Origin of the sequence: Streptomyces griseiscabiei (assembly GCF_020010925.1) — a bacterium.
Taxonomy (GTDB): Bacteria; Actinomycetota; Actinomycetes; order Streptomycetales; family Streptomycetaceae; genus Streptomyces; species Streptomyces griseiscabiei.
On the sequence record NZ_JAGJBZ010000003.1, the window covers coordinates 740,035 to 766,515 of the forward strand.

Here is a 26,481-nt window from a genome sequence, read left to right on the forward strand (position 1 = left end):
AGAGGACCATGACCACCTCGCGCACCGCCCACGCCGCCGCCCTGACCGCCCGCGCCCTGACCGCCCGCGCGCAGGACGTGTCGGCGGAGACCGTCGCCGACATCCTGACCCTCGTCCGCCACGAGACCGGCAGCCACGACCTGGCCGCCCTCGCCTCCGGCCTCGACCTCCTGCGCGAGCTGACGGTCACCCGCCTCGGCCCGCCGGACCGTGAACACCGCCACCCCGGCGGCGCGTACGGCGACACGCTCACCCTCACCTACACGGGCACCGGCGGCGGCACCGGCCATGTCGCCCTGGTCGGCCACTACGACACGGTGTGGCCGACGGGCACCCTGGCCGGCTGGGGACCGGCGGAGTCGACGGACGAGGACGGGCGGGCGAGGCTCGGCGGGCCGGGCATCTTCGACATGAAGACCGGTCTGGCACAAGGGATCTGGGCCCTGAAGCTGGCCAGGGAGAGCGGTGCCCTGGTCCCCACCGTCACCTTCCTCTTCAACGGCGACGAGGAGATCGGCTCCCTCGCCTCCCGCCCGGTGATCGAGGAGACCGCGCGGAAGGCCGACGCGACGCTGGTGCTGGAGCCGACCGCGTACGGCGCGGTGAAGACCGCCCGCAAGGGCACCGGGATCTTCAGGGTCACGGCCACCGGCGTCGAGTCGCACGCCGGGCTCGCGCCGCAGGACGGGGCGAGCGCGATCCTGGCCCTGTCCGAGTTCGTGGTCGCCGCGGCGGCCGTCGCCGCCCCCGAACGCGGTACGACCGTCAACACGGGCCTCTTCAGCGGTGGTTCGGCCGTCAACGTGGTCGCGGGCTCGGCCACCGCCGGCATCGACATCAGGGTCGCCGACGCCGCCGAACAGGCCCGGGTGGACGCCGAGTTCGCGGCCATCCGGGTCGGCGACCCCCGCGTACGCATCGAGGTCGACCACGACTGGAACCGCCCCCCGATGACCCTCGACGCCGCCTCCGCGCCCCTCCTCGACCTCGCCCGCGAGGTCGCCCGCGACCAGGGCCGCGACGAACTGCCCACCGCCGCCGTCGGCGGCGCCAGCGACGCCAACTTCGTCGCCGCCCTGGGCCTCCCCGTCCTGTGCGGCATGGGCGCCGTCGGCGACGGCGCCCATGCCCGGGGCGAATACATCCACCCCGACACCGTCCCCGCCCAGACCTCCCTGCTGGCCGGACTCCTGACCCGCCTGACCGGGCCGCAGGGCGCCTGATCTGTCACCGCCGGGGGCGGTCCGGCGGTGGGGCGGGCGCGAGGGCGTAGGCGCCGAGCAGGGAAGCCACGCCGAGCGCGCAGTCCACGTAGACGGCGGTGGACCGTGAGGCGCCGTCGCACACGAGGATCAGGACGACGCCGGTCACGAGTACGGCGAGAAAGGTCAGGTAGTGGTGGCGGAGTGACACCGCGACATCGATCGGCACGTTCTCTTCCCTCCCCGGGAGACGGACTGAACTGCCATCCATTCGACCGGCCCGCACACCGACGGTCCAGGAATTCTGATGGACCTCGATGAGCTGCGATGCCCCCGGAAACGGGTCGGAGGTTCTCCTGACTTCGGCTTGGTTCGGTGAATTTCGGTGAATTTCGGCGGTCGCGGCGCGAGAGATGCGAGCATCACGCCATCCGGCTCGTGTCCGTCACGTGGGGGAAACGTGGATGACTACTCGCGCGGTGCGCTGCCGCCCGTTCAACGGTTCGCCACGGAGCTGCGGCGGCTGCGCATCACGGCGGGCGAACCCCAGCTCAAGACGATCGCCGCGCGGGCCCAGTGCAGTCAGGCCACGGTGTCCGAGGCGCTCAACGGCCGCCGCCTGCCCAGTGAGACGGTCACCCGTCGGCTCGTCCTCGCGCTGGACGGCGACTGGACTCGCTGGCAGGACCTGTGGCGGCTCGTCCGGACCGAGCTGGACGATCTGAAGCACCGCACGGACGAGACACCGCCGCGGACGCTGCGGGCCGACATGGTGCATTATCCGGACGCCTCCGCCTTCTACAAGGCCGCCGCCGAGGCGGTCCGTGCTGCCCGCCACGAACTCCGGCTCACCTATGTACGGCTCCACCCGCCAGGCCACTGGCTGGCCTCGGAGGCAGCGGTCTACTTCGAGACGGTGGTGCGGTGGGCCAAGGAGCACGCTGGCGGCTCCGCCAGCGTGCGCCGCATCATCGGCGTACCGGAGAGGGACGGCGTACCGCCGCCGGCGTTTCTGGCCTGGCTGCGCGAACACCAGGCGGAGGTGCGGGACGTGTACTCCTACGAGGCCCGGGTGATTCCCTGGCACCACACCTGCGCCTGGCACAACACCGGCCTCCTGGACGACTCAATCACCTTCCTCTCCTTCGCCGGCGTCGGCCGCCAACAACTGACCGGTCTCAGCGTCGAGAGCCCACTCTTCCTCTCCCACTACGCAACAGTTTTCGACCAGGCCTGGGGCGCCCTACGCCCCCTCGACGAGTACATGGCCGGCCACACCCACACATGACGAGGGTGCCGGAGAGCCCGGCCCGCACACCATGAATCAGCGGCTCACGGCCACACCAGGCAGTACGGCTAATGCCCCGCCTCGTGCAGACGGTGGCTGAAGTCCTGCCATTCGTAGAGCGAATGGTGGCGGGAGATCACTGGCTGGGGTTTCGCAGGGAATCTGTGATGACCTGGGAAAGCTCCTCTCGGTAGTTCTCACGGGTCGACACCGTTTCTCAGGCTCATGTGCCCTGGATGTGCCCCTGGGACAACCTCAACGTGCATCTCACGCGCGGAGTACGGCAGTTCATATCCGGACGGCACTGGCTCACCGTCTACCAACTGCCGACCTACGCAGCCGACCTCAACCCCGTCCAGGGAATCTAGCCCCTGCTTCGACGCGGCCGACTGCTCAACACAGCCTTCACCACACCCGAGCACCTGATCCAGAGCATCCGTCGCGGCCTGAGAGCGATCCAGTACTGCCCTGACCTGATCAACGGATACCTTGCCAGACCGGGCTATCACTCAGACCCACGACAACCCGAGTTCAAGCTCAGAGGGTTCAGAGAACTGGCCAATCCAGAAGGAGATTTGCCAAATTCTGTCACGATCATTACTCAAGAGTGGTAGCAGCAGGCAAAATTAGGCATTCATTTGTTCTTACGTCAAACGGGCAAGCGACGCGCCATATCCTGCTGAACCTCAGAGGCTGAACTCGGGAGGGATTGATGGCGCTTGACGCCTTCGACTGCGCGGCAACGTATGTACGTCGCATTTGTGATGGAGAACAGATATGCGTCCACATGGACGACGCGCAGGAATGCCAGATCAAGCGACACCCGGACTATGAAAAATTCCACTCCCAGGCCGTAGCCGCCCGAGCGGCGCGGAAGCCATCCCACCTCTGGGGATCCATGGTGGCTATGGGGCGAATGGCCGACTTGCAGGGCGATAATAAATGGAGAATGATTGTTGTAGACTGTCTCACACCTTTCCTCCGTGCGCGCTCTCAGTCGATCGCCCGAGATTTTTATTGCGACCTGGGGGACGTTCGATCAGATATGTTCGAAGCCGCCCTCAACGCTTGGGAGGAGACTGCTCGGGGTGTCCCTCCCCAGGAAGTCCCGACATTGATAGTCAGGGCAGCCATCAACGCCGCCTACCAGCGTGCGAATGGCCATGAAAACGAAAGCTCTACGAGCGACATCGAGTCCTTGCTGGCATTCGAAGAAGCCGTCCTAGATTCCACAATCAAGGCGAATTCCATTGTCCACAACACCAACCCAAGTGATCCGGCTGTCGCCGAGCAGATTCGAGGCGAGCGCACCGGAGCCTTGTGGAAAACGTACGGCCTCATCGAAGCGGTGAATCGCTACCATGAGGACCTTCGCGCCGGACGTCGCTCAGGATTGCGAAGCATTATCGCGACGGAAACGATGTTGACCCGCACATACATTACGGGCCGTAATTACTACTATCGAATCTCCGACTTCTATCCCAAATTCGTCGATCTTCCGGCCGCTGCCAGAGCGCTGGGGATCGCTAAATCCACCGCTTATCGGATGGTGAGAGCGGGATCCTTTCCCTGTCCGGCCGCGCACGTGGGGCGCAGCTATCAGGTACCCACGAAGGCTCTGATGAATTCTCTATCCATTTCGGATTCTATCGTTCACCCGGATGATGTGAAAAATGGGGCAGATCATGCCCACGGAAAGTGATCTCTCGAATTCGCGAGTGCATTCTCCCATGATCTTCTCAAATGTGTGATGAATTCTTCTTCCCTCAGGAGCGATCCAGTCGAGAAGATCAGCCGAAGGCAAGTGTGCGGAAGTGGTTGCGGATGTCTGCCAGGGATTGTCGGTCGCGGGTGTAGTAGAGCTTGTTGGTCAGCAGCGCTGACCACCGCTGAAGCCGGGGTGATACCCACATGCCAGTTCCTGTGAAGCCGTAGTGGACCCAGATTTCGTCGCCGGGACCGGTGCCGGGGGCGGGGTGCCAGAACAGGCCGCGTGGAGGGTTCAAGGAACTCGTTTGGATGGTGAGCGATGCCTCACTCCAGGCGCGCCCGAATCCTGCGCGTTCGGCGAAGGCGTTGTTGTCCAGCATGTAGCGCAGGAAGCGGGCGAGGTCGTCGAGGACGGTGAAGGCGCCGGCGATACCGCATACGCCGCCGAGGAGGCGGGCGGAGAAATCGTGGGCGGTGCCCTTGAGGTGGGTGTTGGTGTCCGGGTCGAGTTCGGTGGGCGCGCATCTGGCGGCGGTCTCGGCGGGTAGGGGGCCGAAGCGGGTGGAGTTCATGCCCAGGGGCTGCCAGGTCCGTTCCGTGGCGAGTTGGTCGAGGGGCTGGCCGGAGAGGTGTTCGGCGAGGTAGCCGAGGATGAGTGCGGCTCGGTCGGTGTATTCGACGGCCTCCCCCGGTGGGCGGTGCAGGGCTTCGTGGAGCACGCCGTCGCGGATGTCCTGGGGGTCGGTGCCGTACAGGTTCTTCAGTTGGGCCCGTAGCGGGACCCCTGCGGTGTGGGTGAGGAGTTGGCGGGCGGTCACGGTCGCGAGCGGGTGGCCGTCGACTTCCAGCCAGAAATCCCCGAGGGGGGCGTCGAGGTCGAGTTTGCCTTCCTCCCATAGAGCGCCGATGGAGGACCAGACGGCGAGGATCTTGGTGAGGCTCGCGGCGTCGAAGACGGTGTCAGGGCGCATCGGAGCGTGCGGTTCGGTGGGGTCGAGGACGCCGGTGGTGCCATGGGCTTGGATGCCCGAGGCATCGCCGACGGCCCAGACGGCGCCGGGGTAGACCTTGTTGCGGACACCTTCGTCGAGCAGGGTTTCGATGCGGTCGGTGCGGTACGTCATGGTCTCCCTGTTCGCCGTGGGCATCCCGCTGGTCAGCGTAGTGACGGGGATGGATGGGGTGTGGCAATGGCGTGTCGGGCATCAGCCGGCCCGGGTCGTTCTAGGTGAGGTGACGGCCCAGGTCGGCCAGGGCCTGGGCGGTGGCGGAGAGCGGGTAGCGGGCGGCATTGGCGTGGCTGGCCTGGCGCAGGGCCGAGAGCAGGCCAGGTGTCGTGCGTAGCCGGTCCAGGTCGCGGGCGAGGGCGGCGGGGTTGGTGAAGTCGGTTGCCACTCCGGAGGCGGCGAGGGCTTCGCTGAGGCCGGGTACGGGTTGGTACAGGACGGGGAGGCCGCAGGCTTGGGCCTCGAGTGCGACCAGGCCCATGGCCTCCAGGGTGGTGGAGGGCATGACCAGTAGGTCGTGTTCGGTGAAGGTTTTCCACAGCTGTGGGCGGCGGAGCCAGCCGAGGTAGCGGGCTCGTATGCCGACTCGTTGCAGCAGCGGGGTCAGGGTGTGGAACTGGGCTTGTGGTGCGGCGACGCTCAGTTCGACGCCCGGTACCGAGGCCAGGCTCTTGACCAGAGAGGCGGCGCCCTTCTCGGCTGTGAGTCGGCCCGCGTACAACAGCCGTAGGTGGCTCGTTGAAGGTCGGGCAGGTCGGGCCGGCGGATCGGTGATCAGGTGGTCGGGGATGCCCCAGGGGATGTGGGTGATCTTGCGGCGGTTGACCAGTGGGACGAGTTTGCGGAGTTGGTCTGCCATCGCGCTGGTGGGGACGACGATGGCGTCGGCCGCCTTGGTGGTCTCGTGTAGCACCTGGAGCTGGTCACGATGGGCCTCGGCGTAGAGCAGGTCGGTGCCGTGGACCAGGGCGATGCGGGGGTGTGCGGGAAGCGCGCGGATCAGCGCGGGGGTGGCGCCGAAGGTGAGGTGCTGGAGGTGCAGGACATCGATCCGGGTCGGGTCGATCGCGGCCGCCAGTGCCGAGCGCAGGGCGTCGATGTAACGGCTGAAGGCGGGGCCCTCCAGGCACTTCCCGGGGACTTGGAGGAGGTCGAGCCCGGCCGGGAGGTGAAGTCGCGGGCCGGTGGGAGCGAGCATGAATGCCCGCGCAGGGATGAGTGGTCGCTCGCCCGTGTAGAGGTCGAGGAAGAGTTCGACGCTGCCTCCCGGGCTTCCGGCAGGCAGGTCCAGCAGGGTGGCGGCCAGGGGCCCAGCGGTCGGTTCCGGGGTCACCGGACTCCTCCGGGGTTCTCTTCGTAGAGGCGGGAGATGTCGATGCCGTTCGTCGCTGCGTACTTGGCGTTCTGTTCCTGGTAGCTGGCTGGCGTGCCGAAGGCGGTGAGGAAGACGAGCTTGCCGAAGGTCATGCCCGCGTAGATGCGCACCGGCCGGGCGGCGCGGATCTCCAGGGTCCAACGGATGGCGTGACCTTGGTGGCCGAGCGGGGCGGAGACGTGAACCCAGATACCGAGCGCGCCGATGGTGCGGTCCCCGTTGAGTATCTGCGCGTAAGTCTCGGAGCCGGTCTTCTCCAGGGTGACGCCGAGGTAGAAGGCTCCGGGCTTCAGCACCAGGCCCGCAGCCGGGATGGTCTGCTCGGCGAACTCGGTGGGAACCGCTGCGTCCAGATCGCCGTCGCAGACTCGGATGGTGTCGCCGAGCCTCCAGTCGTAGGCGTTCGGGGAGAGGCGGGCGGGGTCGTACGGATCGATCGTGATCTCGCCCGCTTGAAGCGCGGCACTGATCGCAGGGCCGGTGAGGATCACGAGGCGACTGCCTTGAGGCGGGCCACGTCGCGCCAGTAGGCGGAGGGCTGCGCACCGATGGCCGCCTGGTACTTGCCCTGGTACAAGGCGATAGCGCCGGTGGACACGAAGAACATGATCTGCCCGATCCGCATGCCCGCGTACACCCGTAGTGGACGGATCGGGGAGAGCATCAGCGTCCACTGCCCGTGGAAGCCGATGTCCCCGATCGGGGCCGTGATCTCGACGAACAGCCCGAGCCTGCCGACGGAGGAGCGGCCGAACAGCAGCGGCACGAAGGAGTCGGAGCCGACCTGTTCGACGGTGTGCCCGAGGTACAACTCGCCGGGTTGGAGCACGTATCCGTTCTCCCCGATCGTGACCTCGCGGGTGGGGTTGGGGCGGTGGGCGTCGATCACGGTGTCGGTGTAGGTCAGCAGGGTGGGGCCGAGGCGGACGTTGTAGCTGTTGGGGTTGACCTGTTCCGGTTCGAAGGGGTCGATGGTCAGGCGCCCGTCGTGGGCAGCGGCGGTGATCTCGGGCCCGGTGAGGATCATTGCTTGCCTCCTGCCGTGGTGTCGGCAGCGCCCGCCAGGGGTGAGACCAGGACGCTTCGTACGGCTTGGCCGAGCCGTAGTCCGGCTTGATGTGTCCGTCCGCCGAGGTGGCTGTCGGCGAGATAGTCAGTCGTCAACACGCTCCTCGTCGCCGGGGACAGAGGAGTTGGAGCGATGACCAGAGGACCGACGCGGTCGGCGACGTGGCCGAGCAACTGCTTGCGGTCCTGGGCGTGGTCGTCGGGGAGGCGGGCGTGGACGAGTTGATTGTCGAAGGGCTCGATCGTCAGCAGCTCGCCGAGGGTGAGTACTTCTCCGAGCGTCGTGGAGCGCAGGGCAGTCTCGTTGAGGACGACCGCGTCCGCGCCGAGGCCCGAGTGCAGTCGGCTGGCGACCTCTGTCAGCAACTGGCGGCGGTCCAAAGGGGTGTTGCGGTATGGCTCGTTCACGGTACCGAGCGGGCCCGCGAGCGTCCGGCCGACAAGCGCGATCTTGTCTCGCAGCGTGGCGAGGTCTTCGGGCAGCCCGTGCGAGTTGGGGAAGGTGCCCGTGCGGGCGGCCCAGCCGGTTCCGACGGGCTCTGCGGTGGCGTACCCGATGCCGAGTTCGCGTCCCTTGACCACGAGGGTGTCGCCGACGGCCACGGGGCCGTACGTGCTGCTGTGGCAGTGCCCGGAGAAGATGACGTCAACGAAGGGGAAGGCGGCGGCCAGCTTCAGGTCCTCGTCGAAGCCGGAGTGGGACAGCACGATCCAGGTGTCGGCGCGGTGGTGGTGTTCGAGCATCACCTCGCGCAGGGCCTGAGCAGGGTCGGTGACGTGGTGACCGATGCGTTCGCCGACGGGAATCGCGTCGAACGCCCGGGCCCCGATCACTGCGGTGACGGCGGCGCGTCGGCCGGCGATCCGCTCTATGCGTACGCGGTCGAAGAGGGGTTTGCCAGCGTCGTCAATCGTGTTGGCGCACACGGTCATCGCGCGGAGCTCTGGCTCGAAGTGGTGCCGCCAGCCATGGTTCCCGGGGGCCAGCAAGTCGTACAGGCTGGTCAGGATCTCGCGCTCGATGTGGCCTTGGCCGAGACGGTAGAAGCCGGTGCCTTCGAAGAAGTCGCCGCAGTCCACGATCAGGCTTTCGGCCCTGGCGGCATGGATGTGGGCGAGCATCGGTGCGGGGGAGGCGAACGAGGAGTGGATGTCGGTCGTGGCGATGATCCGCCGTAACTGCCGGTTCATGGCGTGACCTCGCAGATGTCGGCGCCGAGGGCGTACAGCTTGGTAGGGAGGTCGGCGTGGCCCCGTCGGAGCTGGTCGAGGCCGCCCAGCGTGGTGACACCGTGCGCTGTCAGGCCGGCGATGAGCAGGGCGGAGCCGCTCCGGATGTCGGTGGCCTCTACTCCGGCGCCGGTCAACTGCTGCGGACCGGTGAGACGGCACTTGGTGGGGGACAGCTCGTGGATCGCGGCACCGAGACGGGCCAACTGCGGCAGCAGGTTGCCGTGGCGGCCGGGGTTGATCGTGTCGGAGAAGAGATGGGTGCCGGGGCGAGTGAGGGCCAAGGTCATCAGAGACGGTTCGAAATCGGCGTCCAGGCCACTGGGGGCGAGGGAAGCGATGGCTCGCAGAGACCGGCTCGTTGGACGGGCTTCTGTCGCTCGGACCGTAAGCACTTCGTCCTCCGTATCGGCAGGAACCCCGAGCCATCGCAGGGCCCTGACCAAGGGGACGACGTCGTCAGCGCGTACGCCGCAGATACGCGCGTCGCCGCCTGTGACCGCGATCGCGCAGGCCAGAGTCCCGGCCTCGATCTTGTCGCCGGGCACCCGCCAGACGATGCTCTCTGGGGGAACGGACAAGGGCGGCGCGAGAACGAGAAGCGCCTCGCCCACTCGGCATTGCCAGCCAGCCGCCCGCAACGCTTCTACGACGGCGAGCACTTCCGGCGAAAGGTTGGGCATCCCCAGCCGCAGCGGCCGTCCGGCCACGACCGCGCGCAGGAGAGCGGCGATGGTCGCGCCTCGGGACCGGAAGGGCAGCATGATCGAGACGGTTCCGGCCCTGGGAGTGCTGGCGTCCACGACGTAGCCGCGGTCGTCGACGATCGTGCGGTCCTCGAAGCGTTCATAGACCTTGAAATGCTGCTCCATGCCGCGTTCCCCGATCCGGCAGCCGCCCGGCCAGGGGAGCCGCGCCCGCCCGTACGCACCCAGCAGGGCGGGGACGAGGTAGTACGAGGCCCGGATACGGGCGGCAATGTCGAGGTCGGACCCGGCTTGGGGCTCGTCGCCCGGCAGGATCACCGCGGTCTGCGGGTCGCTGACGGGTCGGGCCGTGTGCCAGCCGGCCTGCTGGAGCAGGGCGAGCATCGTCTCGACGTCGGCGTTTGCCGGGACGTTGCCCAGGCGCACAGGGCGGTGCAGAGCCGCCGCGGCTGCCAGGAGCGGCAGGGCTGCGTTCTTGGACCCGTCGACCGTCACGGAGCCGGTGAGAGGGCTCCCGGGTCGGATGGCCACCACTTCGGCGGCGACTGGAGGGATCCGTACGGCTTTCAACCGTCAACTCCTTTGCAGAGGAACGTGTCGTGAGGGCTGGGCTGGGCCACCGACCTTGAACTCGGCCCAGCACCGTTTGCCGGACGGCAGCGGATCGACTCCGTGGCGATCGGCTAGGGCGGCGACGAGGAACAGGCCGCGCCCGCCCTCTGCCTCCATGTCCGGCAGTCCGGCTCGTGGGACCTTGCGGTCGGCATCGGTCACCTCGATCAGCAGACGCTCGCCGTTGAGGCGGGCGCCGGCTGAGATCGGGCCGTGGCCCGCGTGCCGTACCGCGTTCGTCAGCAGTTCGGCAGCGACCAGCTCTGCCGTGCTCAGCAGGTCCTGGTCGATGGAGGCGTCCCAGCCCCGTATCCCGTTCGCGAGCTGCTGCCGAGCGGAGCGCGCGGCGGCAGGTGTGCCGTGAACGGAGAATCGGATCTGGTGCGCTTCCATGAGCTGCCTCCTGGATCGGTGCGGCTGCTCCACGCAACCGCTCCGGAGGCCAGCGGGACTACGCCGTGTGCCGGGGCCGCATCACTTATGCAAGAGCCGCATCGCGGTGAATTGCCGCTCGGTTACGCTCGGTTGAGCAGGCAGGATCGGCGACGGCAGAGGGGGCCGTGGCACAGATGGCCGAAGAACAGAGCGAGGCCAGACGGATCGGCGAAGTGATCCGTCAGGCACGTGTTTTACAGCGGCGCTCGCAGAAGGACGTGGCCGCCGCACTGGGGTATCACCAGTCAAAGGTGAGCCGCCTGGAGAGCGGCAGGGGCACCGAGGACGTGCGCACACTGCGCGAGATCGCGCAGGTGCTGGACATTCCACTGCACCGTCTCGGCCTCGCCGCCGCATCTGACACCGGCCCCGCCCCTGAGCCCGGAGCAGAGGACATGCACCGCCGTACCTTCCTTGCCGCGAGCGTGGCCGCGCTCGCGGCTCCGCCGTCACCATCGTCGTCGACCGCTGCGCATCACGACCTGATCCAGGTCCTGATGCCGGGCACGAGCCCCGCCGCCACCGGCCAAGCCTTGGGGACCAACGAGCTGCGGGACCGGGTGCGGGCAGTACGCCGGATGTTCTACGTGTGCGACTACGCGGAACTGGAGCAGGCCCTGCCGGGGCTGATCGCCGACCTGCGTCAGGCCGCTGGCGGAGGTTCCTCCGGCTCGGCGGAGGCGTCCGGGCTGCTCGCGACCGCGTACCAGACATCGGTGAGCCTGCTGCTGAAGCGAGCCGATCAGGGCAACGCCTGGCTTGCGGCCGGTCGGGCCATGGCCGAGGCGGAACGGTCCGGGGACCCGGTCGTCCTCGCCGCCAGCGTCCGCGTGCACGCCCATGTCCTGGTACGGGACAAGCACACCGCCCAGGCCGTGAACATGGTCCGCCACACCGCCGACCAGCTCACCGGCTCCTACGACCAGCGCTCGCCCCGGTACCTGGCGGCAGTCGGACTGCTCCTGCTGCGGGGAGCGACGGCCGCCAGCAGAAACGGCGATCGCGCCACCACCCAGGACTTCCTCACCGAGGCCAAGGAAGTGGCCCGCTTCGTCGCCTTCGACCAGCCGGACGCCTGGGCGAACTTCAGCCCCACCAACGTCGCCCTGCACGAGGTCAGCGCTGCCGTCTCCTTCGGCGACGCCGGCATAGCCCTACAGACCGCACGACCCCTCATGCGCCGACACATTCCCGTCCCCGAGCGCCGGGCCGCCCTCTGGGTGGAGACCGCCCGCGCCTACAGTCAGCAGGGCAGACTCGCCGACGGCTACCAGGCCCTGCGCATCGCCGAAAGCTGCGCGGCACAGGACATCCGCCGCCCGGCCGTACGCGAACTGGTCGCCGACATGGCAGCCCGCGACCGCCGCCGGGCCCTGCCCGAGTTGCACCACTTCAGCCGCCAACTGGGAGTGTCCGCGTGAGTGACCAGCCCGACAAGCCCCTCCTCCAGATCGTGGTCTGCGCGGCCGGAGTCGCCGGTGACGTCGGCAAACTGATCACCGCAGCGCACGAGCGGCAGTGGGACGTCGGTGTCGTCGCCACACCACAAGGGCTCGGCTTCCTCGACGTGGAGGCGGTGGAGAGCCAGATCGGACGCCCCATCCGCTCGGCCTGGCGCTCGGCGGGCGAGCCGCGCCCGACCCGGCCCGCCGACGCGATCACGGTCGCCCCGGCCAGCTTCAACACCGTCAACAAATGGGCCGCCGGAATCTCCGACAACCTCGCCCTCGGCATCCTCTGCGAAGCTCCAGCCATGGACATCCCCATCGCCGTACTGCCGTACCTGAACTCCGCGCAGGCCGCTCACCCCGCATACCGCCGGAGTCTGGAGCAACTGCGCGAGATGGGGGTGCTCATCGGCTCGTACGAGCCTCATCGGCCGAAGGCGGGCGGAGGGGCCGGCCGCTACCGCTGGGAAGAAGTGCTGGAGTTGCTGGCCCCCAAGCTGTCCGCGCGGTCGTGATCGGCCGCTGTGCTGGCGCTGGTCCCTGGGCGCGGGAATCGAGTGGCGCGCCCACACACTCGGCGGCCACTCCCCACACATGACGGGGGCGGAGCCCAAAGGCTCCGCCCGCAGGTCATGGGTCAGCGGCTCAGGGCCACACCAGGCAGTACGGCTGATGCCCCGCCTCGTGCAGGCGGTGGCTGAAGTCCTGCCATTCGTGGAGCAGTTGGTAGACGTTGAACGCGTCGCGGGGGCCGCCGCGGTCCGGGACCGTGGACCAGATGAAGGCCGCCGCGCCGACCGCTTCCTCGCCGATGCCTCGGAGGGGGTCGACGACGGTCATGGGGAGCTTCACGACGGCGTAGTCGGGGTGGAGGACGACCAGTTCGAGCGGGGGCACCTTGTGCAGGGGGACGCCTTCGATGCCGGTCAGCACCATCGCGGCCATGGTCTCCGGCTTGATCTTGGTGAACATGCCGTTCATGCCCAGCTCGTCGCCGCCGAGCTCCTCGGGGCGCATGGAGATCGGGACGCGGGCCGCGGTCGCGCCGTCGGGCGCGCCGAAGTATTTGTACGTCACCCCCACCCGACCACCATTCCTGCTCCCCGCCCGGAGCCGGTTGACCACGTGGTCCAGGCCGTCCACACGGTCCGCGCTCTCCACGCGGTCCGTACGGTCCGCACGGCTCCTGCGCTCCGCGCGACTCCTGCGATCCACCAGGTCAGGCCGGTCCATCCGGTCCGTCTGATCCATTCCGTCCACACGATTGACACGATCCACATGATCGGCGCGATCCATACGGTCCATACCGTCCATACGGCTGCGCCGCCCGATCCGCTCAGGCCCACCGCTCTGGATCCGGTCGGAACCACTGGACGGGACCCGGTCGGAACCGCTCGGAAGTCGGTCACCACCGGTCTCGGCCCGGCCGTCACCCGCTTCCGTACGGTCGGAGCGGTCGCTTCGGTCGGCCCGGTCGGCGACGCGGTCGGCGCGGTCCGTACGGTCGCCGCCGTCGCCGCGCGCGCCGTGTGAGTCGTGTGTGCCGTGTGCACCCTGCGGACCGTACACGCCTGGCCGACCCTGAGGGGAGTACGGGGGCTGTGACCCCGGCGACCCCACGGTGGGGGGCACGGCCGGAGCCGGCGGTACGGGGGGTACGGACGGCGCGGGCGGTCCCGGCGGCGGCGCCGGCGACGACCCCTGAGGACCCGGCGACGCGGAACCCGCCCCCGACCCGCTCAGCTCACCCGGCGCGCTCCGCTCGGTGGGCGCGCCCCGGTCCGGGGACCCGCCCCGGTCGGTCGACCCGCTCCGCTCCTGCCGGGTCTCCGCGGCCTCCTCCGCCTCGCGCCGGTGCCTGCCCCGCCGGGCACGACGAGGACCGAGGTCACCGGTCCCGTCACCCAGTCCGCCACCGCGATGCATATCTCCACCCGAACGCATTTCTGGGCCGCGAGACCCCCGCCGCGCAACCCGATCATCGTGTCAGTGACCTCCCCCGCGACCGCCCGCCGAAACGTGCGCGCAAACACCAGTCGGCGGGAACTTCGGAGCCTCTGACACCATGGCCTGTGTGAGCTATCCGTACGAAGCCCCAGTTTCGCAGACTCTTTTCGAGCGCGCGGCGGCCGTCACGCCCGGCGGCGTGAACTCTCCCGTGCGCGCCTTCCGCGCCGTGGGCGGTACGCCCCGGTTCATGGTGTCCGGTACCGGTCCGTATCTGACGGACGCCGACGGCCGCGAGTATGTAGATCTTGTGTGCTCGTGGGGTCCGATGATCCTCGGGCACTCCCGGCCCGAGGTGATCGCCGCCGTCCAGGAGGCCGTCTCGCGCGGCACCTCCTTCGGTACGCCCGGCGAGGGCGAGGTCGCGCTCGCCGAGGAGATGGTGGACCGCGTCGGGCCGCTGGAGCAGGTGCGGCTGGTGTCCAGCGGGACCGAGGCCACCATGTCCGCGATCCGGCTCGCCCGCGGGTTCACCGGCCGCGCCAAGGTGGTGAAGTTCGCCGGGTGTTACCACGGTCACGTCGACTCGCTCCTCGCGGCGGCGGGCAGTGGTGTCGCCACCTTCGCGCTGCCCGACACCCCGGGTGTCACCGGCGCCCAGGCCGGCGACACCATCGTGCTGCCCTACAACGACCTCGACGCCGTGCGCGCCGCCTTCGCCGCCCACCCCGGCGAGATCGCCTGCGTGATCACCGAGGCGTCCCCGGGCAACATGGGCGTCGTCCCGCCGCTGCCGGGCTTCAACCAGGGCCTCAAGGACGTCTGCGCGGAGCACGGCGCCCTCTTCGTCTCCGACGAGGTGATGACCGGGTTCCGCACCAGCCGCGCCGGGTGGTTCGGGATCGACGGGGTCGAGCCGGACCTGATGACCTTCGGCAAGGTGATGGGCGGCGGCTTCCCCGCCGCGGCCTTCGGCGGCCGGGCCGACGTCATGGCCCGCCTCGCGCCCGCCGGGCCCGTCTACCAGGCCGGCACGCTCTCCGGGAACCCGGTCGCGACGGCCGCCGGGCTCGCGCAGCTGCGGCTGCTGGACGAGGCGGCGTACGGCGTCGTCGACGCGGTGTCCCGTCGGATCCAGGGGCTCGTCACCGACGCGCTCACCAAGGAAGGTGTCGCGCACACGCTGCAGCGCGCCTCCAACATGTTCTCCGTGTTCTTCACGGACACGCCCGTGCGGAACTACGAGGAGGCCAAGGCGCAGGAGTCGTTCCGCTTCAACGCCTTCTTCCACTCGATGCTGTCGCAGGGCGTCTACTTGCCGCCGTCGTCGTTCGAGTCGTGGTTCGTGTCGACCGCGCACGACGAGCGGGCGGTTCAGCGGATCGCCGACGCCCTTCCGGCGGCGGCGCGGGCAGCAGCGGAGGCTTCGGCAGCATGAGTGATTTGACGGTCGTCCACCTGATGCGGCACGGCGAGGTCGCCAACCCGGACGGGATCCTCTACGGCCGCCTCGGCGGGTACCACCTCTCCGATCTCGGGCGCCGGATGGCCGACCGGGTCGCCGAGCATCTGACGTCCCGGGACGTGACGTACGTCGTGGCCTCCCCGCTGGAGCGGGCCCAGGAGACGGCGACGCCGATCGCCAAGGCGCACGGCCTCGACCTCGCCACCGACGGGCGGCTGATCGAGGCGGACAACGTCTTCCAGGGCAAGACCTTCGGGGTCGGCGACGGCGCCCTGAAGCGCCCGGAGAACTGGAAGCATCTGGTCAACCCCTTCAAGCCGTCCTGGGGCGAGCCGTACGTCGACCAGGTCGTCCGGATGATGGGCGCGCTGGACGCGGCGAAGGACGCGGCGCGCGGGCACGAGGCGGTGCTCGTCTCGCACCAGCTGCCGATCTGGATCGTGCGGTCGTACGTCGAGAAGCGGAAGCTGTGGCACGACCCGCGCCGGCGGCAGTGCACGCTCGCCTCGCTGACGACGTTCACGTACCAGGGGGACAGGATCGTGTCCGTGGGGTACAGCGAACCGGCGCGGGACCTGGTGCCGCCGCATCTGCTGGCGGGCGCCAAGCCGGTCAAGGGGAAAGACAAGGCCTTTGGTGCATAAGGGGGTTGGGGAACGGCGGGTCCGCCGGGCTGGTCGCGCCCGCGCGGCGGGGCCGCATATCGAGGCGGCCCCGCGCCCCTGAACGTCATCCGGTTCCCCGGAGATCAAAAGGAACCGGAACGTCCTTTCGTCCCTCTCAGACGGTGTGCTTCACGTGAACCGATGCGTGAGCTGACCGAGGGGGATGCGATGCCCGGAATTTCACGAAGGGGAATGCTCGGGCTCGGCGCGGGCGCGGCGGCGGTCGCGGGGCTGGGCCTGACGGGATGCGGTACGGGGCTCGGCGGCGAGCCGAGCGAGGCCGGTGGGTCCGGCGGCGCCGGGTCCGGCAAGGGCCCGGGGAAGAAGAAGCCGGGGAAGACCGCGAAGCCGCTGGGTGACGGGTCGACCTCGTACACGGGGAAGCAGCCGAACCAGCCGGAGAAGCCGCGTGCGCTGGCGCCCGGCGAGACGCCGCCGCAGTTCGTGGTGTTCTCCTGGGACGGGGCCGGGGATGTCGGGAACGGCCTTTTCGAGCGTTTCCTGAAGGCCGGGCAGGAGCACGGCGCCCATATGACGTTCTTCCTCTCCGGGATCTATCTCCTGCCGGAGTCGAAAAAGCGCGTGTACCTTCCGCCGAACAATGCGCCGGGCGCGTCCGACATCGGTTATCTGACGGACGAGCACATCAAGTCGACATTGGGACATGTGCGGACGGCGTGGCTCGACGGTCACGAGATAGGCACACATTTCAACGGCCACTTCTGCGGCGGCAGCGGCTCCGTCGGGAACTGGACGCCCAAGCAGTGGCGCAGCGAGATCGACCAGGCGAAGTCGTTCGTGAAGGAATGGAAGACCAACAGCGGCTGGACGGATGTCGAACCGCTGCCGTTCGACTACGACAAGGAGCTGATCGGCGGCCGTACGCCGTGTCTGCTGGGCCAGGAGAACCTGCTGCCCACCGCGCGTGAGCTGGGCTGGCGCTACGACTCCTCCTCACCCGGCGGCCTCCAGGTCTGGCCCAAGAAGAAGGAGGGCATCTGGGATCTGCCGCTGCAGTCCGTGCCGTTCCCCGGCCGGAGCTTCGAGGTCCTGTCGATGGACTACAACATCATGTTCAACCAGTCGCAGAACTCCACCCAGGCGCCGCCCGCCAACTACCCGGCCTACCGCACCCAGGCCACCGGCGCGTACGTCGCCGGCTTCCAGCGCGCCTACGAGACCAACCGCGCGCCCCTGTTCATAGGCAACCACTTCGAGGAGTGGAACGGCGGGGTCTACATGGACGCCGTCGAGGAGGCGCTGAAGCACATCGCGCGGGCCAAGGAGAAGGCCAAGGACGGGGAGATACGGATCGTCTCCTTCCGGCAGTTCGTGGACTGGATGGACGCCCAGTCGCCGGACGTCCTCGCCAAGCTCCAGACCCTCGGGGTGGGACAGGAGCCGACGGGGAGCTGGAAGGAGTTCCTGGGCGCCGGTTCGGCCGCCTGACCTGCGGATCAGGGGGTCGGCGACCCCGCCGTAAGCCCCCGAAACGGGCATGCGAAACTTTTCACATGAGTGTCCGTACGAGCCGTGGTCGTGCCGCTTTGCTCTCCGCCGGGGCCGCCGCCCTGGCGCTGACGCTGTCCGCCTGTGCGGGCGGGGGCATCGAGGGCGGCGGTGGTCAGACCGGCTTCATCACCGGCTCCGACGGGATCGCGACGGTGAAGAAGGGGGACCGGGACACCGCGCCCGATCTCTCCGGGAAGACCATCGACGGCGAGCAGCTCGACCTCTCCTCCTTCAAGGGCAAGATCATCGTCCTGAACGTGTGGGGCTCCTGGTGCGCGCCCTGCCGTGCCGAGGCCCCCAACCTGGTGAAGGTCTCCGAGGATCTCGCGGACCAGGGCGTGCAGTTCGTCGGCATCAACACCCGCGACACCAGCACCCGGCCCGCGGTCGCCTTCGAGGAGCGGTACGAGGTGAAGTACCCGAGCCTGTACGACCCCACGGGCAAGCTGCTGCTGCGCTTCGAGAAGGGCTCGCTCAATCCGCAGCTGATCCCCTCCACGCTGGTCGTCGACCGGGAGGGCAAGCTCGCGGCGCGCACCCAGCAGGCGCTGAGCGAGGAGAAGCTGCGCAAGATGCTCGAGCCGATCCTCGCGGAGAAGTGACGTGATGGTGTCGGGGATGTCCGATCCGGTCATGGCCGCCGCGCTGACCACGACCGCCGCCGAGCTGAACAGGACCGTGTTCGACGGCGCCCTGCTGCTCGCCCTGCCGATCGCCGTGCTCGGCGGGCTCGTCTCCTTCTTCTCGCCCTGTGTCCTGCCGCTCGTGCCCGGCTATCTGTCGTACGTCACCGGCGTCGGCGGAACCGATCTGGCCGAGGCCCGCAAAGGGCGGATGGCGGCCGGGGCCGGGCTGTTCGTGCTCGGGTTCACCTTCGTGTTCGTCTCCGGCGGCGCGCTCTTCGGGTACTTCGGGCAGACGCTGCTGGAGCACCAGAGCGTCCTGACCAAGGTGCTCGGCGGGCTCATGATCGCCATGGGGCTGTTCTTCATGGGCCTGATGCCCTGGTTCACCCAGCGCGAGTTCCGCTTCCACACCAAGCCCGCCACCGGTCTGGTGGGCGCCCCGATACTGGGCGCGCTCTTCGGCATCGGCTGGGTGCCCTGCATCGGCCCGACCCTGACCTCGGTCAACGCTCTCGCCCTCGACCAGGCCAGCGCCGGTCGCGGGGCGCTGCTGATGGTGGCGTACTGTCTGGGGCTGGGCCTGCCCTTCGTGCTCGCCGCGGTGGCCTTCCGCAAGGCGCTCGGCGCCTTCGCCTGGGTCAAGCGGCACTACGCGTGGGTGCTGCGCATCGGCGGCGGAATGATGATCACGATCGGACTGCTCATGCTGACCGGCGCCTGGGACCGCATCATTCAGGAGATGCAGGTCTGGTCCGCCGGCTTCACCCCTGGGATCTGAGCGATGACGACGACCGACTCCGGCAACCGCGAGAAGAACGCCGGCCCCCGTCCGCCGGGCGGCGACCGCGCGAACCCCGCCGGGCGTGGCGACGCGGCCCCCGGCAGGAGCGACGACAACGACCTCGGGGCCGCCGGTTCGCAGCTCTCCACCGCCCCGCAGGAGGAGGCCCCGAACCTCCCCTCCCTGGGCGCGATCGGGTGGGCCCGCTGGTTCTGGCGGCAGCTGACGTCCATGCGGATCGCGCTGCTGCTGCTCTTCATGCTGTCGCTCGCGGCGATCCCCGGCTCCCTGATCCCGCAGTCCGGCCAGGACGAGACCAAGGTCGCCGACTTCATGGAGCGGCACGACACCCTGGGGCCGGTCTACGAGAAGCTCGGGCTGTTCCACGTCTACGGCTCGGTGTGGTTCTCCGCGATCTACATCCTGCTCTTCGTCTCGCTCATCGGCTGCATCGTGCCCCGCACCTGGCAGTTCGTCGGCCAGCTGCGCGGCCGTCCACCGGGCGCGCCCAAGCGGCTGACCCGGCTGCCCGCGTACACGACCTGGCGCACGGAGGCCACGCCGGAGCAGGTGCGCGAGGTCGCGCTGACGACGCTGCGCAGGCGGCGGTTCCGCTCGCACCTCGTCGGGGACGCGGTCGCCGCCGAGAAGGGCTACCTCCGGGAGGCGGGCAACCTCGCCTTCCACATCGCCCTGATCGTGATGCTCATCGCCTTCGCCTGGGGCCAGCTCTACCGCTCCGAGGGCAACAAACTGATCGTCGAGGGCGACGGCTTCTCCAATGTCCTGACGCAGTACGACGACTTCAAGTCCGGCAACCTCTTCACCGCCGAGGATCTCAACCCCTTCAGCTTCGACCTCAAGAACTTCCGCGGCACCTACGAGGTCAGCGGCCCGAACAAGGGCACCCCGCGGATCTACGAGGCCTCCGTCGACTACACGGTCGGCGCCCACGGCAAGGCGCGGTCGACCAAGATCGAGGTCAACAAGCCGCTGGAGATCGGCGACTCCAAGGTCTATCTCGTCAGCCACGGCTACGCGCCCGTGATCACCGTCCGGGACGCCAAGGGCAAGGTCGTCTTCAGCGACGCCGCGCCGCTGCTGCCGCTGGACTCCAACGTCACCTCCTCCGGGGCGATCAAGGTCCTGGACGGCTACACGAACGCCGAGGGGCAGCGGGAGCAGCTCGGTTTCCAGGCGTTCTTCCTCCCCTCCTACGGTGGCAAGAACACGGCGGTGGTCTCGCAGTTCCCCGCGCTCCTGAACCCGGTGCTCAACCTGGAGCCGTACCACGGTGACCTCGGGGTCGACTCGGGTGTGCCGCAGAGCGTGTACCGGCTGGAGAAGCGGAAGCTGAAGGCGTACAAGGACTCCAAGGGCGCTCAGGTCCGGGAGAACCTGAAGCCGGGGGAGACGATGACGCTGCCCGGCGGGAACGGCACGGTCACCTTCGACGGGGTGAAGGAGTGGGCCGGGTTCCAGGTCACCCAGCAGCCCGGGAGCGGGTGGGCGCTCGGTGGGGCGGTCACCGCGATCCTCGGTCTCGCCGGGTCGCTGTTCATCCAGCGGCGGCGGGTGTGGGTGCGGGCGGTGGCCGGGCCGGACGGGGTGACCGTCGTGGAGATGGCGGGGCTCGGGCGCAGTGAGTCGGCGAAGGTGCCGGAGGAACTGGGCGACCTGGCCGCGCTGGTGCACGAACAGGCCCCGACCGCCGCCGAGGCCGACCCCGAGAAGACCACCTCCACCCCGACCCCCCGAACCCCAGCCGCACCTTCCGAAGGGGCTGACCAGTGATTCTCGCCGCCGCGACGAATGAGAACCTCGCGAACATCAGCAACACGCTGATCTACTCCGCGATGGCCGTGTACACCCTGGCCTTCTTCGCCTACATCGCCGAATGGCTCTTCGGGAGCCGGAGCAAGGTGGGCCGTACGGCCGCCGCGCTGACCGCCGGCCCGAAGGGCGCCGACAAGGGTGCCAAGCCGGACGCTCCCGCGGTGACGGTGACGTCGGCCGGTGGGACGAGCGTGCTGGAGCGGCCGAAGGTGGTCGTGCGGGCCGCCGCCGGTGCCCGGGACGTGCCGGACGGGCCCGGCGCCCACGGCGGGGACGAGCAGGGCGACCTCTACGGCCGTATCGCCGTGTCCCTGACCGTGCTCGCGTTCCTCGTCGAGTTCGGCGGGGTGCTCACCCGGGCGCTCTCGGTGCAGCGGGCGCCGTGGGGCAACATGTACGAGTTCAACATCACCTTCTCCACCGTGGCCGTCGGCGTGTACCTGTCGCTGCTGGCGCTGAGGAAGAACATCCGCTGGCTCGGGCTGCCCCTCATCACGACGGTCCTCCTCGACCTCGGTCTCGCCGTCACCGTCCTGTACACCGCCAGCGACCAGCTGGTGCCCGCCCTCCACTCGTACTGGCTGTACATCCACGTCTCCACCGCGATCTTCTGCGGCGCGGTCTTCTACGTGGGCGCGGTCGGCACGATCCTGTACCTGTTCAAGGACTCCTACGAGAGCAAGCTCCAGAGCGGCGGCCGGCCCGGCCGGTTCGCGACCTCGGTCATGGAGCGGCTGCCCGCGTCGGCGTCCCTCGACAAGTTCTCGTACCGGGTCAACGCCGCCGTCTTCCCGCTGTGGACGTTCACGATCATCGCGGGCGCGATCTGGGCGGGCGACGCGTGGGGCCGCTACTGGGGCTGGGACCCCAAGGAGACCTGGTCGTTCATCACCTGGGTCTGCTACGCCGCCTATCTGCACGCCCGTGCCACGGCCGGCTGGAAGGGCCGCAAGGCCGCGTACATCGCGCTCGCCGCGTTCGCCTGCTGGCTGTTCAACTACTACGGCGTCAACATCTTCGTCAGCGGCAAGCACTCCTACGCGGACGTCGGCCTGGCGGCGCTCCGGTCCGTGGGCGCCTGACCGGCCCCGGAAGGCCGCCCGGCACCCACGGGTGCCGGGCGGGGGCGTCGCGGCTCACGCCGTGCGCCTTCTGAACAGGAGTCCCGAGGCTCCCGCCGAGACCGCCAGGATGCCCGCGCACCAGGCCAGTGCCACCCAGGGCGTGGTTCCCACCGGCTGCCCGAGCAGCAGCCCCCGAAGGGTCTCGATCACCTTGGTCACCGGCTGGTGGGCCGCGAAGCCCTGGAGCCAGCCGGGCATCGTGTCGGTCGGGACGAAGGCGCTGCTGGGGTAGGGCAGGAAGCTGACGAAGAAGGTGAAGCCGCCCGCCGCCTCGGAGGACCTGACGAAGAGGCCGATCGCGGCCGACAGCCAGGACAGCGCGAGGATGTAGATCAGGAGGACGGCCGTCGCCGCGAGCCAGCCCGCGGGGGTGGCCGAGGGGCGGAAGCCGATGGCGAAGGCCAGGCCGAGGACCAGCGCGGTGGCCAGGGAGTTGCGGGCCGCCGATGCCAGGACGTGGCCGGTGAGGATCGGGGTGCCGCCGATGTCCAGGGAGCGGAAGCGGTCGATGATGCCGCTCCTGAGGTCCTCCGTCACCGCCATCGCCGTGTTCGCCGAGCCGAAGCCCGCGCAGAGCAGGAGAACACCGGGGACGACGTAGGTGACGTACCGCGTGCCGGTGTCGATCGCGCCGCCGAAGAAGTAGACGAAGATCAGCAGCATCATCACCGGCAGGGCCAGCGCGGTGATGAGGGCGTCGATGTTGCGGCGGCTCAGGCGCAGTGAACGGCCGGTCATGATCAGGGCGTCAGACATGGGCGGGCTCCGCGGCGGGGGATCGGGTGAGTGCGAGGAAGACGTCGTCGAGGGTCGCCGTGTGGACGGAGAAGCGCGAGACGGTGGTGCGGGTGGGGTCCAACTCGTCCAGCAGGGCGCGGATGTGGGCGGCCGAGCCGTCGGTGGGGATGCCCAGGGTGCGGGTGTCGGGGTCGCTGTGGGTGGCCCGGGGAGCCAGCCGCAGGAAGCTCGCCGAGTCGGCGAGGACCAGGTCGAGACGGTGGCCCGCGACGCGTCGCTTCAGTTCGGCCGGGGTGCCCTCGGCGGCCAGGACGCCCTGGTGGAGGACCGCGATACGGTCCGCCAACCGGTCGGCCTCTTCCAGGTACTGGGTGGTCAGGAAGACCGTGGTGCCCTGCGCCGACAGCTCCCGCACGACGTCCCAGAGAGCGGTGCGGCTGCGCGGGTCCAGGCCCGTGGTCGGCTCGTCGAGGAAGATCACCTCGGGGTCGCCGACCAGGGACGCGGCCAGGTCCAGGCGGCGGCGCATGCCTCCGGAGTACGTCTTCACCAGGCGGTCGGCCGCGCCGGTGAGGTCGAAGTGGTCGAGGAGTTCCGCCGCCCTCGCGCGGGCGGCCGACCGGTCGCGGCCCGCCAGCCGGGTCATCATGCGCAGGTTCTCGGTGCCCGTCTGCATCTCGTCGACCGCCGCGAACTGACCGGTCAGGCTGATCGCCCGGCGGACCCGGGAGCGCGCGGTGCGGATGTCGTGACCGGCCACCCGGACGGTGCCCGCGTCGGCGGTCGAGAGCGTGGCCAGGATGCGTACGGCGGTGGTCTTGCCCGCCCCGTTGGGGCCGAGCAGGGCGTGTACGGCGCCCCGCGGGACGGTGAGGTCCACGCCGCGCAGGACCTGATGGTCGCCGTAGGACTTGGTCAGGCCGATCGCTTCGATGGCCGGTCGCGCGTGTGCGTCGGACGGGTGCGGGTCGGACGGGTGCTCTGGCATCGCCCCTCATTTCCGTGTCTCTGACGTCTCTGGCACTCAACTGCGTAACCCTTACGCATTACTGTGTAAGGGTTACGCAGAAATAGGATGTGCGTCAAGCCGGAGGCGGGGGCCGGTGGGTGATGGGGGGCGACGAGGGAGGCGTACGTGGCGGACGCGGAGAGCGGGACGGGGTTGCCCGTGAGTCTCGAAGTGGCCTGGGGCCTGCGTGAACGTCCCGCGAAGGGGCCGCGGCCCGGACTGAGCCTCGCCCGGATCGTGGACACGGCCGTGCGGATCGCGGGCGCCGAGGGGCTCGACGCGGTGTCCATGGGGCGGATCGCCAAGGAACTCGGCGTCTCGCCCATGTCGCTCTACCGCTACGTCGGAGCCAAGGACGAGCTCTATGTGCTGATGCTGGAGGCGGCCGTGGGGGTACCGCCCGAGGGGCCGCCGTCCGGGTCGGGGTGGCGCGAGTGCCTCGCGTGGTGGGCGCGGTCGCAGCGGGCGGTCTTCCGCCGGAACCTGTGGGTGCTGCGCATCCCGACGTCGGGACCGCCCATCGGCCCCAACTCCCTGGCCTGGATGGAGGCGGCGCTCGCCGGCCTGGACGGCACCGGCCTGCGCGAGGAGGAGAAGCTCTCCGTGCTGATGCTGGTGGGCGGCTACGTACGCAACGACTCCGTGCTGACGTCCGACCTGGAGGCCGGGATGCGGGCGAGCGGGGTCGGGCCCGACGAGTCGATGCGGCGCTACGCGGCGGCGCTCGGGGCGCTCACCGACGCCGAGCGGCACCCCGCCATCGCGCGGCTCCTCGGCTCGGGTGTGTTCGAGCACGGGGACGAGCACGCGGGCGACACCGACTTCGACTTCGACTTCGGGCTCGACCGGGTGCTCGACGGCATCGAGGCCCTGGTCGAGTCGCGTCGCTGATCGCCGCTCCCCCACCCCTACAACTCCGGTATCACTCAACCCCGTTGTGTCATTCCCAGGGGGGACGGAAGATGCTGCCCGACGGAGGATCCGCAGGGGGGCGGGTTCTTGAATGATCTTTCCTGTCCGAACGTGTGACCGGAAGGATCGATTTCGTGCGCAGACGACGTCTCATGCCGCTGTTAGCCGTGAGTGTCACGGCGACGCTGGCTCCCGCGCTCGCCACCTCGACGGCCTCCGCCGCTCCGGCGACCTCTCTGCCGACCGCCTCCTCGTCGACCGCCGCCCAGGGCGCGCTGGACCGGTACGCGAAGCAGAAGCCGAAGTGGAAGCGGTGCGACGCCGACGCTCCCGCGGCGTTCCAGTGCGCCACCGTCAAGGTCCCGCTGGACTACCGGGCCCCCGGCGGCAAACGGATCGACCTGGCCATATCCCGGCTCAAGAGCACCGCGCCCGACCAGCGTCGCGGTGTCCTGTTCTCCAACCCCGGAGGCCCCGGGGGCTCGGGGCTCTACATGCCGCTGAGCATGCAGGAGGCGCTTCCCAAGGCCGCCCAGCGCAAGTACGACCTCATCGGCTTCGACCCGCGCGGTGTGGGACAGAGCAGCCCGGTCACCTGCGGTCTGAATCCGAAGGAGGAGGACTGGCTGCGGCCCTACAAGAAGATGACGTTCGCCAAGGACGTCGTCTGGGCGCGCGTCGTCGCGAACAAGTGCCAGAAGAAGGCGGGCGGCACACTCCCCCACATCACCACGCGCAACACCGCGCGTGACATGGATCTGATCCGGGCGATCCTCGGTGAGAAGAAGATCTCGTACGTGGGCTACTCGTACGGCACCTACCTCGGCGCCGTCTACACCCAGCTCTTCCCCGGCCGGGCCGACCGGTTCGTGCTGGACAGCGCCGTCGATCCGGACCGTGCCTGGCGCGGGATGATCCAGTGGTGGGCGGAGGGCGCCGAGCCCGCGTTCGACCGGTGGACCGAGTGGGCCGCCGCGCGTTCGGCGACCTACGGCCTCGGTGACACCCCGGAGAAGGTCGACCGCACCTTCTGGGACCTGGTCGCGCGGGCCGAGAAGAAGCCCATCGATGTGGACGGGCAGCCGACCACCGCCGATGACATCCGGATGGGTATGCGCGGGGCGGTCTTCAGCCCGCAGTACGCCTCCGAGGCCCTGGTGGAGCTGAAGAAGGCCGCGGACGGCAAGCCCGCCTCCGCGAAGAGGCTCGCGGCGTTCACCGGCTCCGAGAGGACCCGGACGGCGGGCGCAGGCGCCGCCGCCGTCGAGGAGCCCGCCGACAACATGACGGCGAGCTTCTGGGCCGTGGTGTGCGGCGACAACTCGGCCGCGTGGTCCCGCGATCCCGAGAGCTACCGACGGGACGCCATCGCGGACAAGCGCCGCTATCCCCTCTTCGGTGACTTCGCGTCCAGCATCAAACCCTGTGCGTTCTGGGGCAAGTCCGTGGAACCGGCGACCAAGGTGAACAACGAGGTCGGCTCCCTGGTCGTCCAGAACGAGTGGGACTCACAGACCCCGCTGCCCAGCGCTCAGGCCCTGCACGTGGACCTGAAGGGCTCGAGGATGGTCACCGTCCACGGCGGCGAGGGCCACGGCGTCTATCCGAACGGCAACGCCTGCTCGGACGGCGCGGTCAACGGCTACCTGCTCACCGGAAAGCTCCCGGCGAAGGACGTGACCTGCGAGGCGACGACCGGCTCGAACGCGGAGGCCCGGAAGAACCAGAAGCGGGACACGCTCCCCGGTTCCCCGCTCCCGCAGCGCGCCCCGGACCGCTTCTGA

The 26,481-nt window shown here is 69.2% G+C and carries 26 protein-coding genes; 15 read left to right on the forward strand and 11 right to left on the reverse strand.

Going from position 1 to position 26,481, the window contains the following annotated elements; genetic code table 11:
- Positions 1 to 8 precede the first annotated feature (8 nt).
- Positions 9 to 1,223, forward strand: coding sequence for a M20/M25/M40 family metallo-hydrolase (locus tag J8M51_RS37115; RefSeq protein WP_267299826.1), 1,215 nt, complete (start codon positions 9 to 11; stop codon positions 1,221 to 1,223).
- A 4-nt stretch (positions 1,224 to 1,227) separates the two neighbouring features.
- On the opposite strand, the gene J8M51_RS37120 is transcribed toward J8M51_RS37115, so the two are convergent.
- Positions 1,228 to 1,431, reverse strand: coding sequence for a hypothetical protein (locus J8M51_RS37120; protein WP_086755869.1), 204 nt, complete (start codon positions 1,429 to 1,431; stop codon positions 1,228 to 1,230).
- 231 nt (positions 1,432 to 1,662) lie between these two features.
- Between J8M51_RS37120 and J8M51_RS37125 the strand changes: the two genes are divergently transcribed.
- Both J8M51_RS37125 and J8M51_RS37135 read left to right on the forward strand, forming a co-directional pair.
- The gene (locus J8M51_RS37125) at positions 1,663 to 2,490 is read left to right on the forward strand and encodes a helix-turn-helix domain-containing protein (protein WP_086755870.1); all 828 of its coding nucleotides are present in this window, start codon (positions 1,663 to 1,665) and stop codon (positions 2,488 to 2,490) included.
- 712 nt (positions 2,491 to 3,202) lie between these two features.
- Entirely contained in the window at positions 3,203 to 4,192 is a 990-nt protein-coding gene (locus J8M51_RS37135) for a helix-turn-helix transcriptional regulator (RefSeq protein ID WP_218781440.1), read from the forward strand.
- An 88-nt stretch (positions 4,193 to 4,280) separates the two neighbouring features.
- Here J8M51_RS37135 and J8M51_RS37140 read toward each other — a convergent pair whose 3' ends face one another.
- The 7 genes from J8M51_RS37140 to J8M51_RS37170 form a co-directional block, all read right to left on the reverse strand.
- On the reverse strand, positions 4,281 to 5,324 hold the full coding sequence (locus J8M51_RS37140; RefSeq protein WP_086755878.1) for a serine hydrolase domain-containing protein: 1,044 nt from the start codon (positions 5,322 to 5,324) through the stop codon (positions 4,281 to 4,283).
- A 100-nt stretch (positions 5,325 to 5,424) separates the two neighbouring features.
- Entirely contained in the window at positions 5,425 to 6,540 is a 1,116-nt protein-coding gene (locus J8M51_RS37145) for a glycosyltransferase family 4 protein (RefSeq protein WP_086755871.1), read from the reverse strand.
- Entirely contained in the window at positions 6,537 to 7,073 is a 537-nt protein-coding gene (locus J8M51_RS37150) for a dCTP deaminase (RefSeq protein WP_086755872.1), read from the reverse strand. Before J8M51_RS37150 ends, J8M51_RS37145 begins: the two co-directional genes overlap by 4 nt.
- Positions 7,070 to 7,609: a dCTP deaminase gene (gene dcd, locus J8M51_RS37155; RefSeq protein WP_086755873.1), complete on the reverse strand. Its 540-nt coding sequence runs from the start codon at positions 7,607 to 7,609 to the stop codon at positions 7,070 to 7,072. The genes J8M51_RS37150 and dcd overlap by 4 nt, the downstream gene beginning before the upstream one ends.
- Positions 7,606 to 8,841 carry a metallophosphoesterase gene (locus J8M51_RS37160; RefSeq protein ID WP_086755874.1) on the reverse strand — a complete coding sequence of 412 codons (1,236 nt, stop codon included), beginning with the start codon at positions 8,839 to 8,841 and terminating at the stop codon, positions 7,606 to 7,608. Before J8M51_RS37160 ends, dcd begins: the two co-directional genes overlap by 4 nt.
- Complete coding sequence (locus J8M51_RS37165) at positions 8,838 to 10,121, reverse strand: UDP-N-acetylglucosamine 1-carboxyvinyltransferase (protein ID WP_086755875.1); 1,284 nt, start codon at positions 10,119 to 10,121, stop codon at positions 8,838 to 8,840. The genes J8M51_RS37160 and J8M51_RS37165 overlap by 4 nt, the downstream gene beginning before the upstream one ends.
- A gap of 39 nt (positions 10,122 to 10,160) precedes the next feature.
- Positions 10,161 to 10,592, reverse strand: a complete 432-nt coding sequence (locus J8M51_RS37170; protein ID WP_086755876.1) for an ATP-binding protein — start codon at positions 10,590 to 10,592, stop codon at positions 10,161 to 10,163.
- 176 nt (positions 10,593 to 10,768) lie between these two features.
- Here J8M51_RS37170 and J8M51_RS37175 point away from each other — a divergent pair, with 176 nt between their 5' ends.
- On the forward strand, positions 10,769 to 12,055 hold the full coding sequence (locus tag J8M51_RS37175; RefSeq protein ID WP_179203102.1) for a helix-turn-helix domain-containing protein: 1,287 nt from the start codon (positions 10,769 to 10,771) through the stop codon (positions 12,053 to 12,055).
- On the forward strand, positions 12,052 to 12,597 hold the full coding sequence (locus J8M51_RS37180; protein WP_267299827.1) for a flavoprotein: 546 nt from the start codon (positions 12,052 to 12,054) through the stop codon (positions 12,595 to 12,597). The genes J8M51_RS37175 and J8M51_RS37180 overlap by 4 nt, the downstream gene beginning before the upstream one ends.
- Before the next feature lie 130 nt (positions 12,598 to 12,727).
- Here J8M51_RS37180 and J8M51_RS37185 read toward each other — a convergent pair whose 3' ends face one another.
- Complete coding sequence (locus J8M51_RS37185) at positions 12,728 to 13,165, reverse strand: hypothetical protein (protein WP_003974483.1); 438 nt, start codon at positions 13,163 to 13,165, stop codon at positions 12,728 to 12,730.
- Between the two features lie 195 nt (positions 13,166 to 13,360).
- Here J8M51_RS37185 and J8M51_RS37190 point away from each other — a divergent pair, with 195 nt between their 5' ends.
- The 8 genes from J8M51_RS37190 (at position 13,361) to ccsB (ending at position 21,996) form a co-directional block, all read left to right on the forward strand.
- On the forward strand, positions 13,361 to 13,615 hold the full coding sequence (locus J8M51_RS37190) for a hypothetical protein (RefSeq protein WP_143673352.1): 255 nt from the start codon (positions 13,361 to 13,363) through the stop codon (positions 13,613 to 13,615).
- 532 nt (positions 13,616 to 14,147) lie between these two features.
- A complete protein-coding gene (gene hemL / locus J8M51_RS37195; protein ID WP_086760805.1) occupies positions 14,148 to 15,467 on the forward strand; it encodes a glutamate-1-semialdehyde 2,1-aminomutase in 1,320 nt (439 codons plus the stop codon).
- Positions 15,464 to 16,138 (forward strand): histidine phosphatase family protein, encoded by a 675-nt coding sequence (locus J8M51_RS37200; RefSeq protein ID WP_086760803.1) that lies wholly within the window; start codon positions 15,464 to 15,466, stop codon positions 16,136 to 16,138. The genes hemL and J8M51_RS37200 overlap by 4 nt, the downstream gene beginning before the upstream one ends.
- Before the next feature lie 189 nt (positions 16,139 to 16,327).
- A complete protein-coding gene (locus J8M51_RS37205; RefSeq protein WP_236067989.1) occupies positions 16,328 to 17,608 on the forward strand; it encodes a polysaccharide deacetylase family protein in 1,281 nt (426 codons plus the stop codon).
- 65 nt (positions 17,609 to 17,673) lie between these two features.
- Positions 17,674 to 18,273 (forward strand): TlpA family protein disulfide reductase, encoded by a 600-nt coding sequence (locus J8M51_RS37210; protein WP_179203350.1) that lies wholly within the window; start codon positions 17,674 to 17,676, stop codon positions 18,271 to 18,273.
- Between the two features lie 16 nt (positions 18,274 to 18,289).
- Positions 18,290 to 19,075, forward strand: a complete 786-nt coding sequence (locus J8M51_RS37215; protein ID WP_086760812.1) for a cytochrome c biogenesis CcdA family protein — start codon at positions 18,290 to 18,292, stop codon at positions 19,073 to 19,075.
- A 3-nt stretch (positions 19,076 to 19,078) separates the two neighbouring features.
- Positions 19,079 to 20,872, forward strand: a complete 1,794-nt coding sequence (gene resB, locus J8M51_RS37220) for a cytochrome c biogenesis protein ResB (RefSeq protein WP_086760797.1) — start codon at positions 19,079 to 19,081, stop codon at positions 20,870 to 20,872.
- The gene (ccsB, locus tag J8M51_RS37225; protein ID WP_086760794.1) at positions 20,869 to 21,996 is read left to right on the forward strand and encodes a c-type cytochrome biogenesis protein CcsB; all 1,128 of its coding nucleotides are present in this window, start codon (positions 20,869 to 20,871) and stop codon (positions 21,994 to 21,996) included. The genes resB and ccsB overlap by 4 nt, the downstream gene beginning before the upstream one ends.
- A gap of 54 nt (positions 21,997 to 22,050) precedes the next feature.
- Here the strand turns inward: ccsB and J8M51_RS37230 are convergent, their stop codons facing one another.
- Entirely contained in the window at positions 22,051 to 22,794 is a 744-nt protein-coding gene (locus J8M51_RS37230; RefSeq protein WP_179203349.1) for an ABC transporter permease, read from the reverse strand.
- On the reverse strand, positions 22,787 to 23,764 hold the full coding sequence (locus tag J8M51_RS37235; protein ID WP_086760792.1) for an ABC transporter ATP-binding protein: 978 nt from the start codon (positions 23,762 to 23,764) through the stop codon (positions 22,787 to 22,789). The genes J8M51_RS37230 and J8M51_RS37235 overlap by 8 nt, the downstream gene beginning before the upstream one ends.
- A 174-nt stretch (positions 23,765 to 23,938) precedes the next feature.
- On the opposite strand from J8M51_RS37235, the gene J8M51_RS37240 reads away from it, so the two are divergent.
- Together J8M51_RS37240 and J8M51_RS37245 are read left to right on the forward strand one after the other, a co-directional pair.
- Positions 23,939 to 24,676 (forward strand): TetR/AcrR family transcriptional regulator, encoded by a 738-nt coding sequence (locus tag J8M51_RS37240; protein ID WP_086760809.1) that lies wholly within the window; start codon positions 23,939 to 23,941, stop codon positions 24,674 to 24,676.
- Positions 24,677 to 24,849: 173 nt separating this feature from the next.
- Positions 24,850 to 26,481, forward strand: a complete 1,632-nt coding sequence (locus J8M51_RS37245) for an alpha/beta hydrolase (RefSeq protein ID WP_086760790.1) — start codon at positions 24,850 to 24,852, stop codon at positions 26,479 to 26,481.

Coding starts and splice junctions, on each gene's coding strand:
- J8M51_RS37115 (WP_267299826.1), top strand. CDS start 9: ATGACCACCTCGCGCACCGCCCACGCCGCCGCCCTGACCGCCCGCGCC.
- J8M51_RS37135 (WP_218781440.1), top strand. CDS start 3,203: ATGGCGCTTGACGCCTTCGACTGCGCGGCAACGTATGTACGTCGCATT.
- J8M51_RS37140 (WP_086755878.1), bottom strand. CDS start 5,324: ATGACGTACCGCACCGACCGCATCGAAACCCTGCTCGACGAAGGTGTC.
- dcd (WP_086755873.1), bottom strand. CDS start 7,609: ATGATCCTCACCGGGCCCGAGATCACCGCCGCTGCCCACGACGGGCGC.
- J8M51_RS37160 (WP_086755874.1), bottom strand. CDS start 8,841: ATGAACCGGCAGTTACGGCGGATCATCGCCACGACCGACATCCACTCC.
- J8M51_RS37170 (WP_086755876.1), bottom strand. CDS start 10,592: ATGGAAGCGCACCAGATCCGATTCTCCGTTCACGGCACACCTGCCGCC.
- J8M51_RS37175 (WP_179203102.1), top strand. CDS start 10,769: ATGGCCGAAGAACAGAGCGAGGCCAGACGGATCGGCGAAGTGATCCGT.
- J8M51_RS37190 (WP_143673352.1), top strand. CDS start 13,361: ATGATCGGCGCGATCCATACGGTCCATACCGTCCATACGGCTGCGCCG.
- hemL (WP_086760805.1), top strand. CDS start 14,148: ATGGCCTGTGTGAGCTATCCGTACGAAGCCCCAGTTTCGCAGACTCTT.
- J8M51_RS37200 (WP_086760803.1), top strand. CDS start 15,464: ATGAGTGATTTGACGGTCGTCCACCTGATGCGGCACGGCGAGGTCGCC.
- J8M51_RS37205 (WP_236067989.1), top strand. CDS start 16,328: ATGCCCGGAATTTCACGAAGGGGAATGCTCGGGCTCGGCGCGGGCGCG.
- J8M51_RS37210 (WP_179203350.1), top strand. CDS start 17,674: ATGAGTGTCCGTACGAGCCGTGGTCGTGCCGCTTTGCTCTCCGCCGGG.
- J8M51_RS37215 (WP_086760812.1), top strand. CDS start 18,290: ATGTCCGATCCGGTCATGGCCGCCGCGCTGACCACGACCGCCGCCGAG.
- resB (WP_086760797.1), top strand. CDS start 19,079: ATGACGACGACCGACTCCGGCAACCGCGAGAAGAACGCCGGCCCCCGT.
- J8M51_RS37230 (WP_179203349.1), bottom strand. CDS start 22,794: ATGTCTGACGCCCTGATCATGACCGGCCGTTCACTGCGCCTGAGCCGC.
- J8M51_RS37235 (WP_086760792.1), bottom strand. CDS start 23,764: ATGCCAGAGCACCCGTCCGACCCGCACCCGTCCGACGCACACGCGCGA.
- J8M51_RS37245 (WP_086760790.1), top strand. CDS start 24,850: ATGCCGCTGTTAGCCGTGAGTGTCACGGCGACGCTGGCTCCCGCGCTC.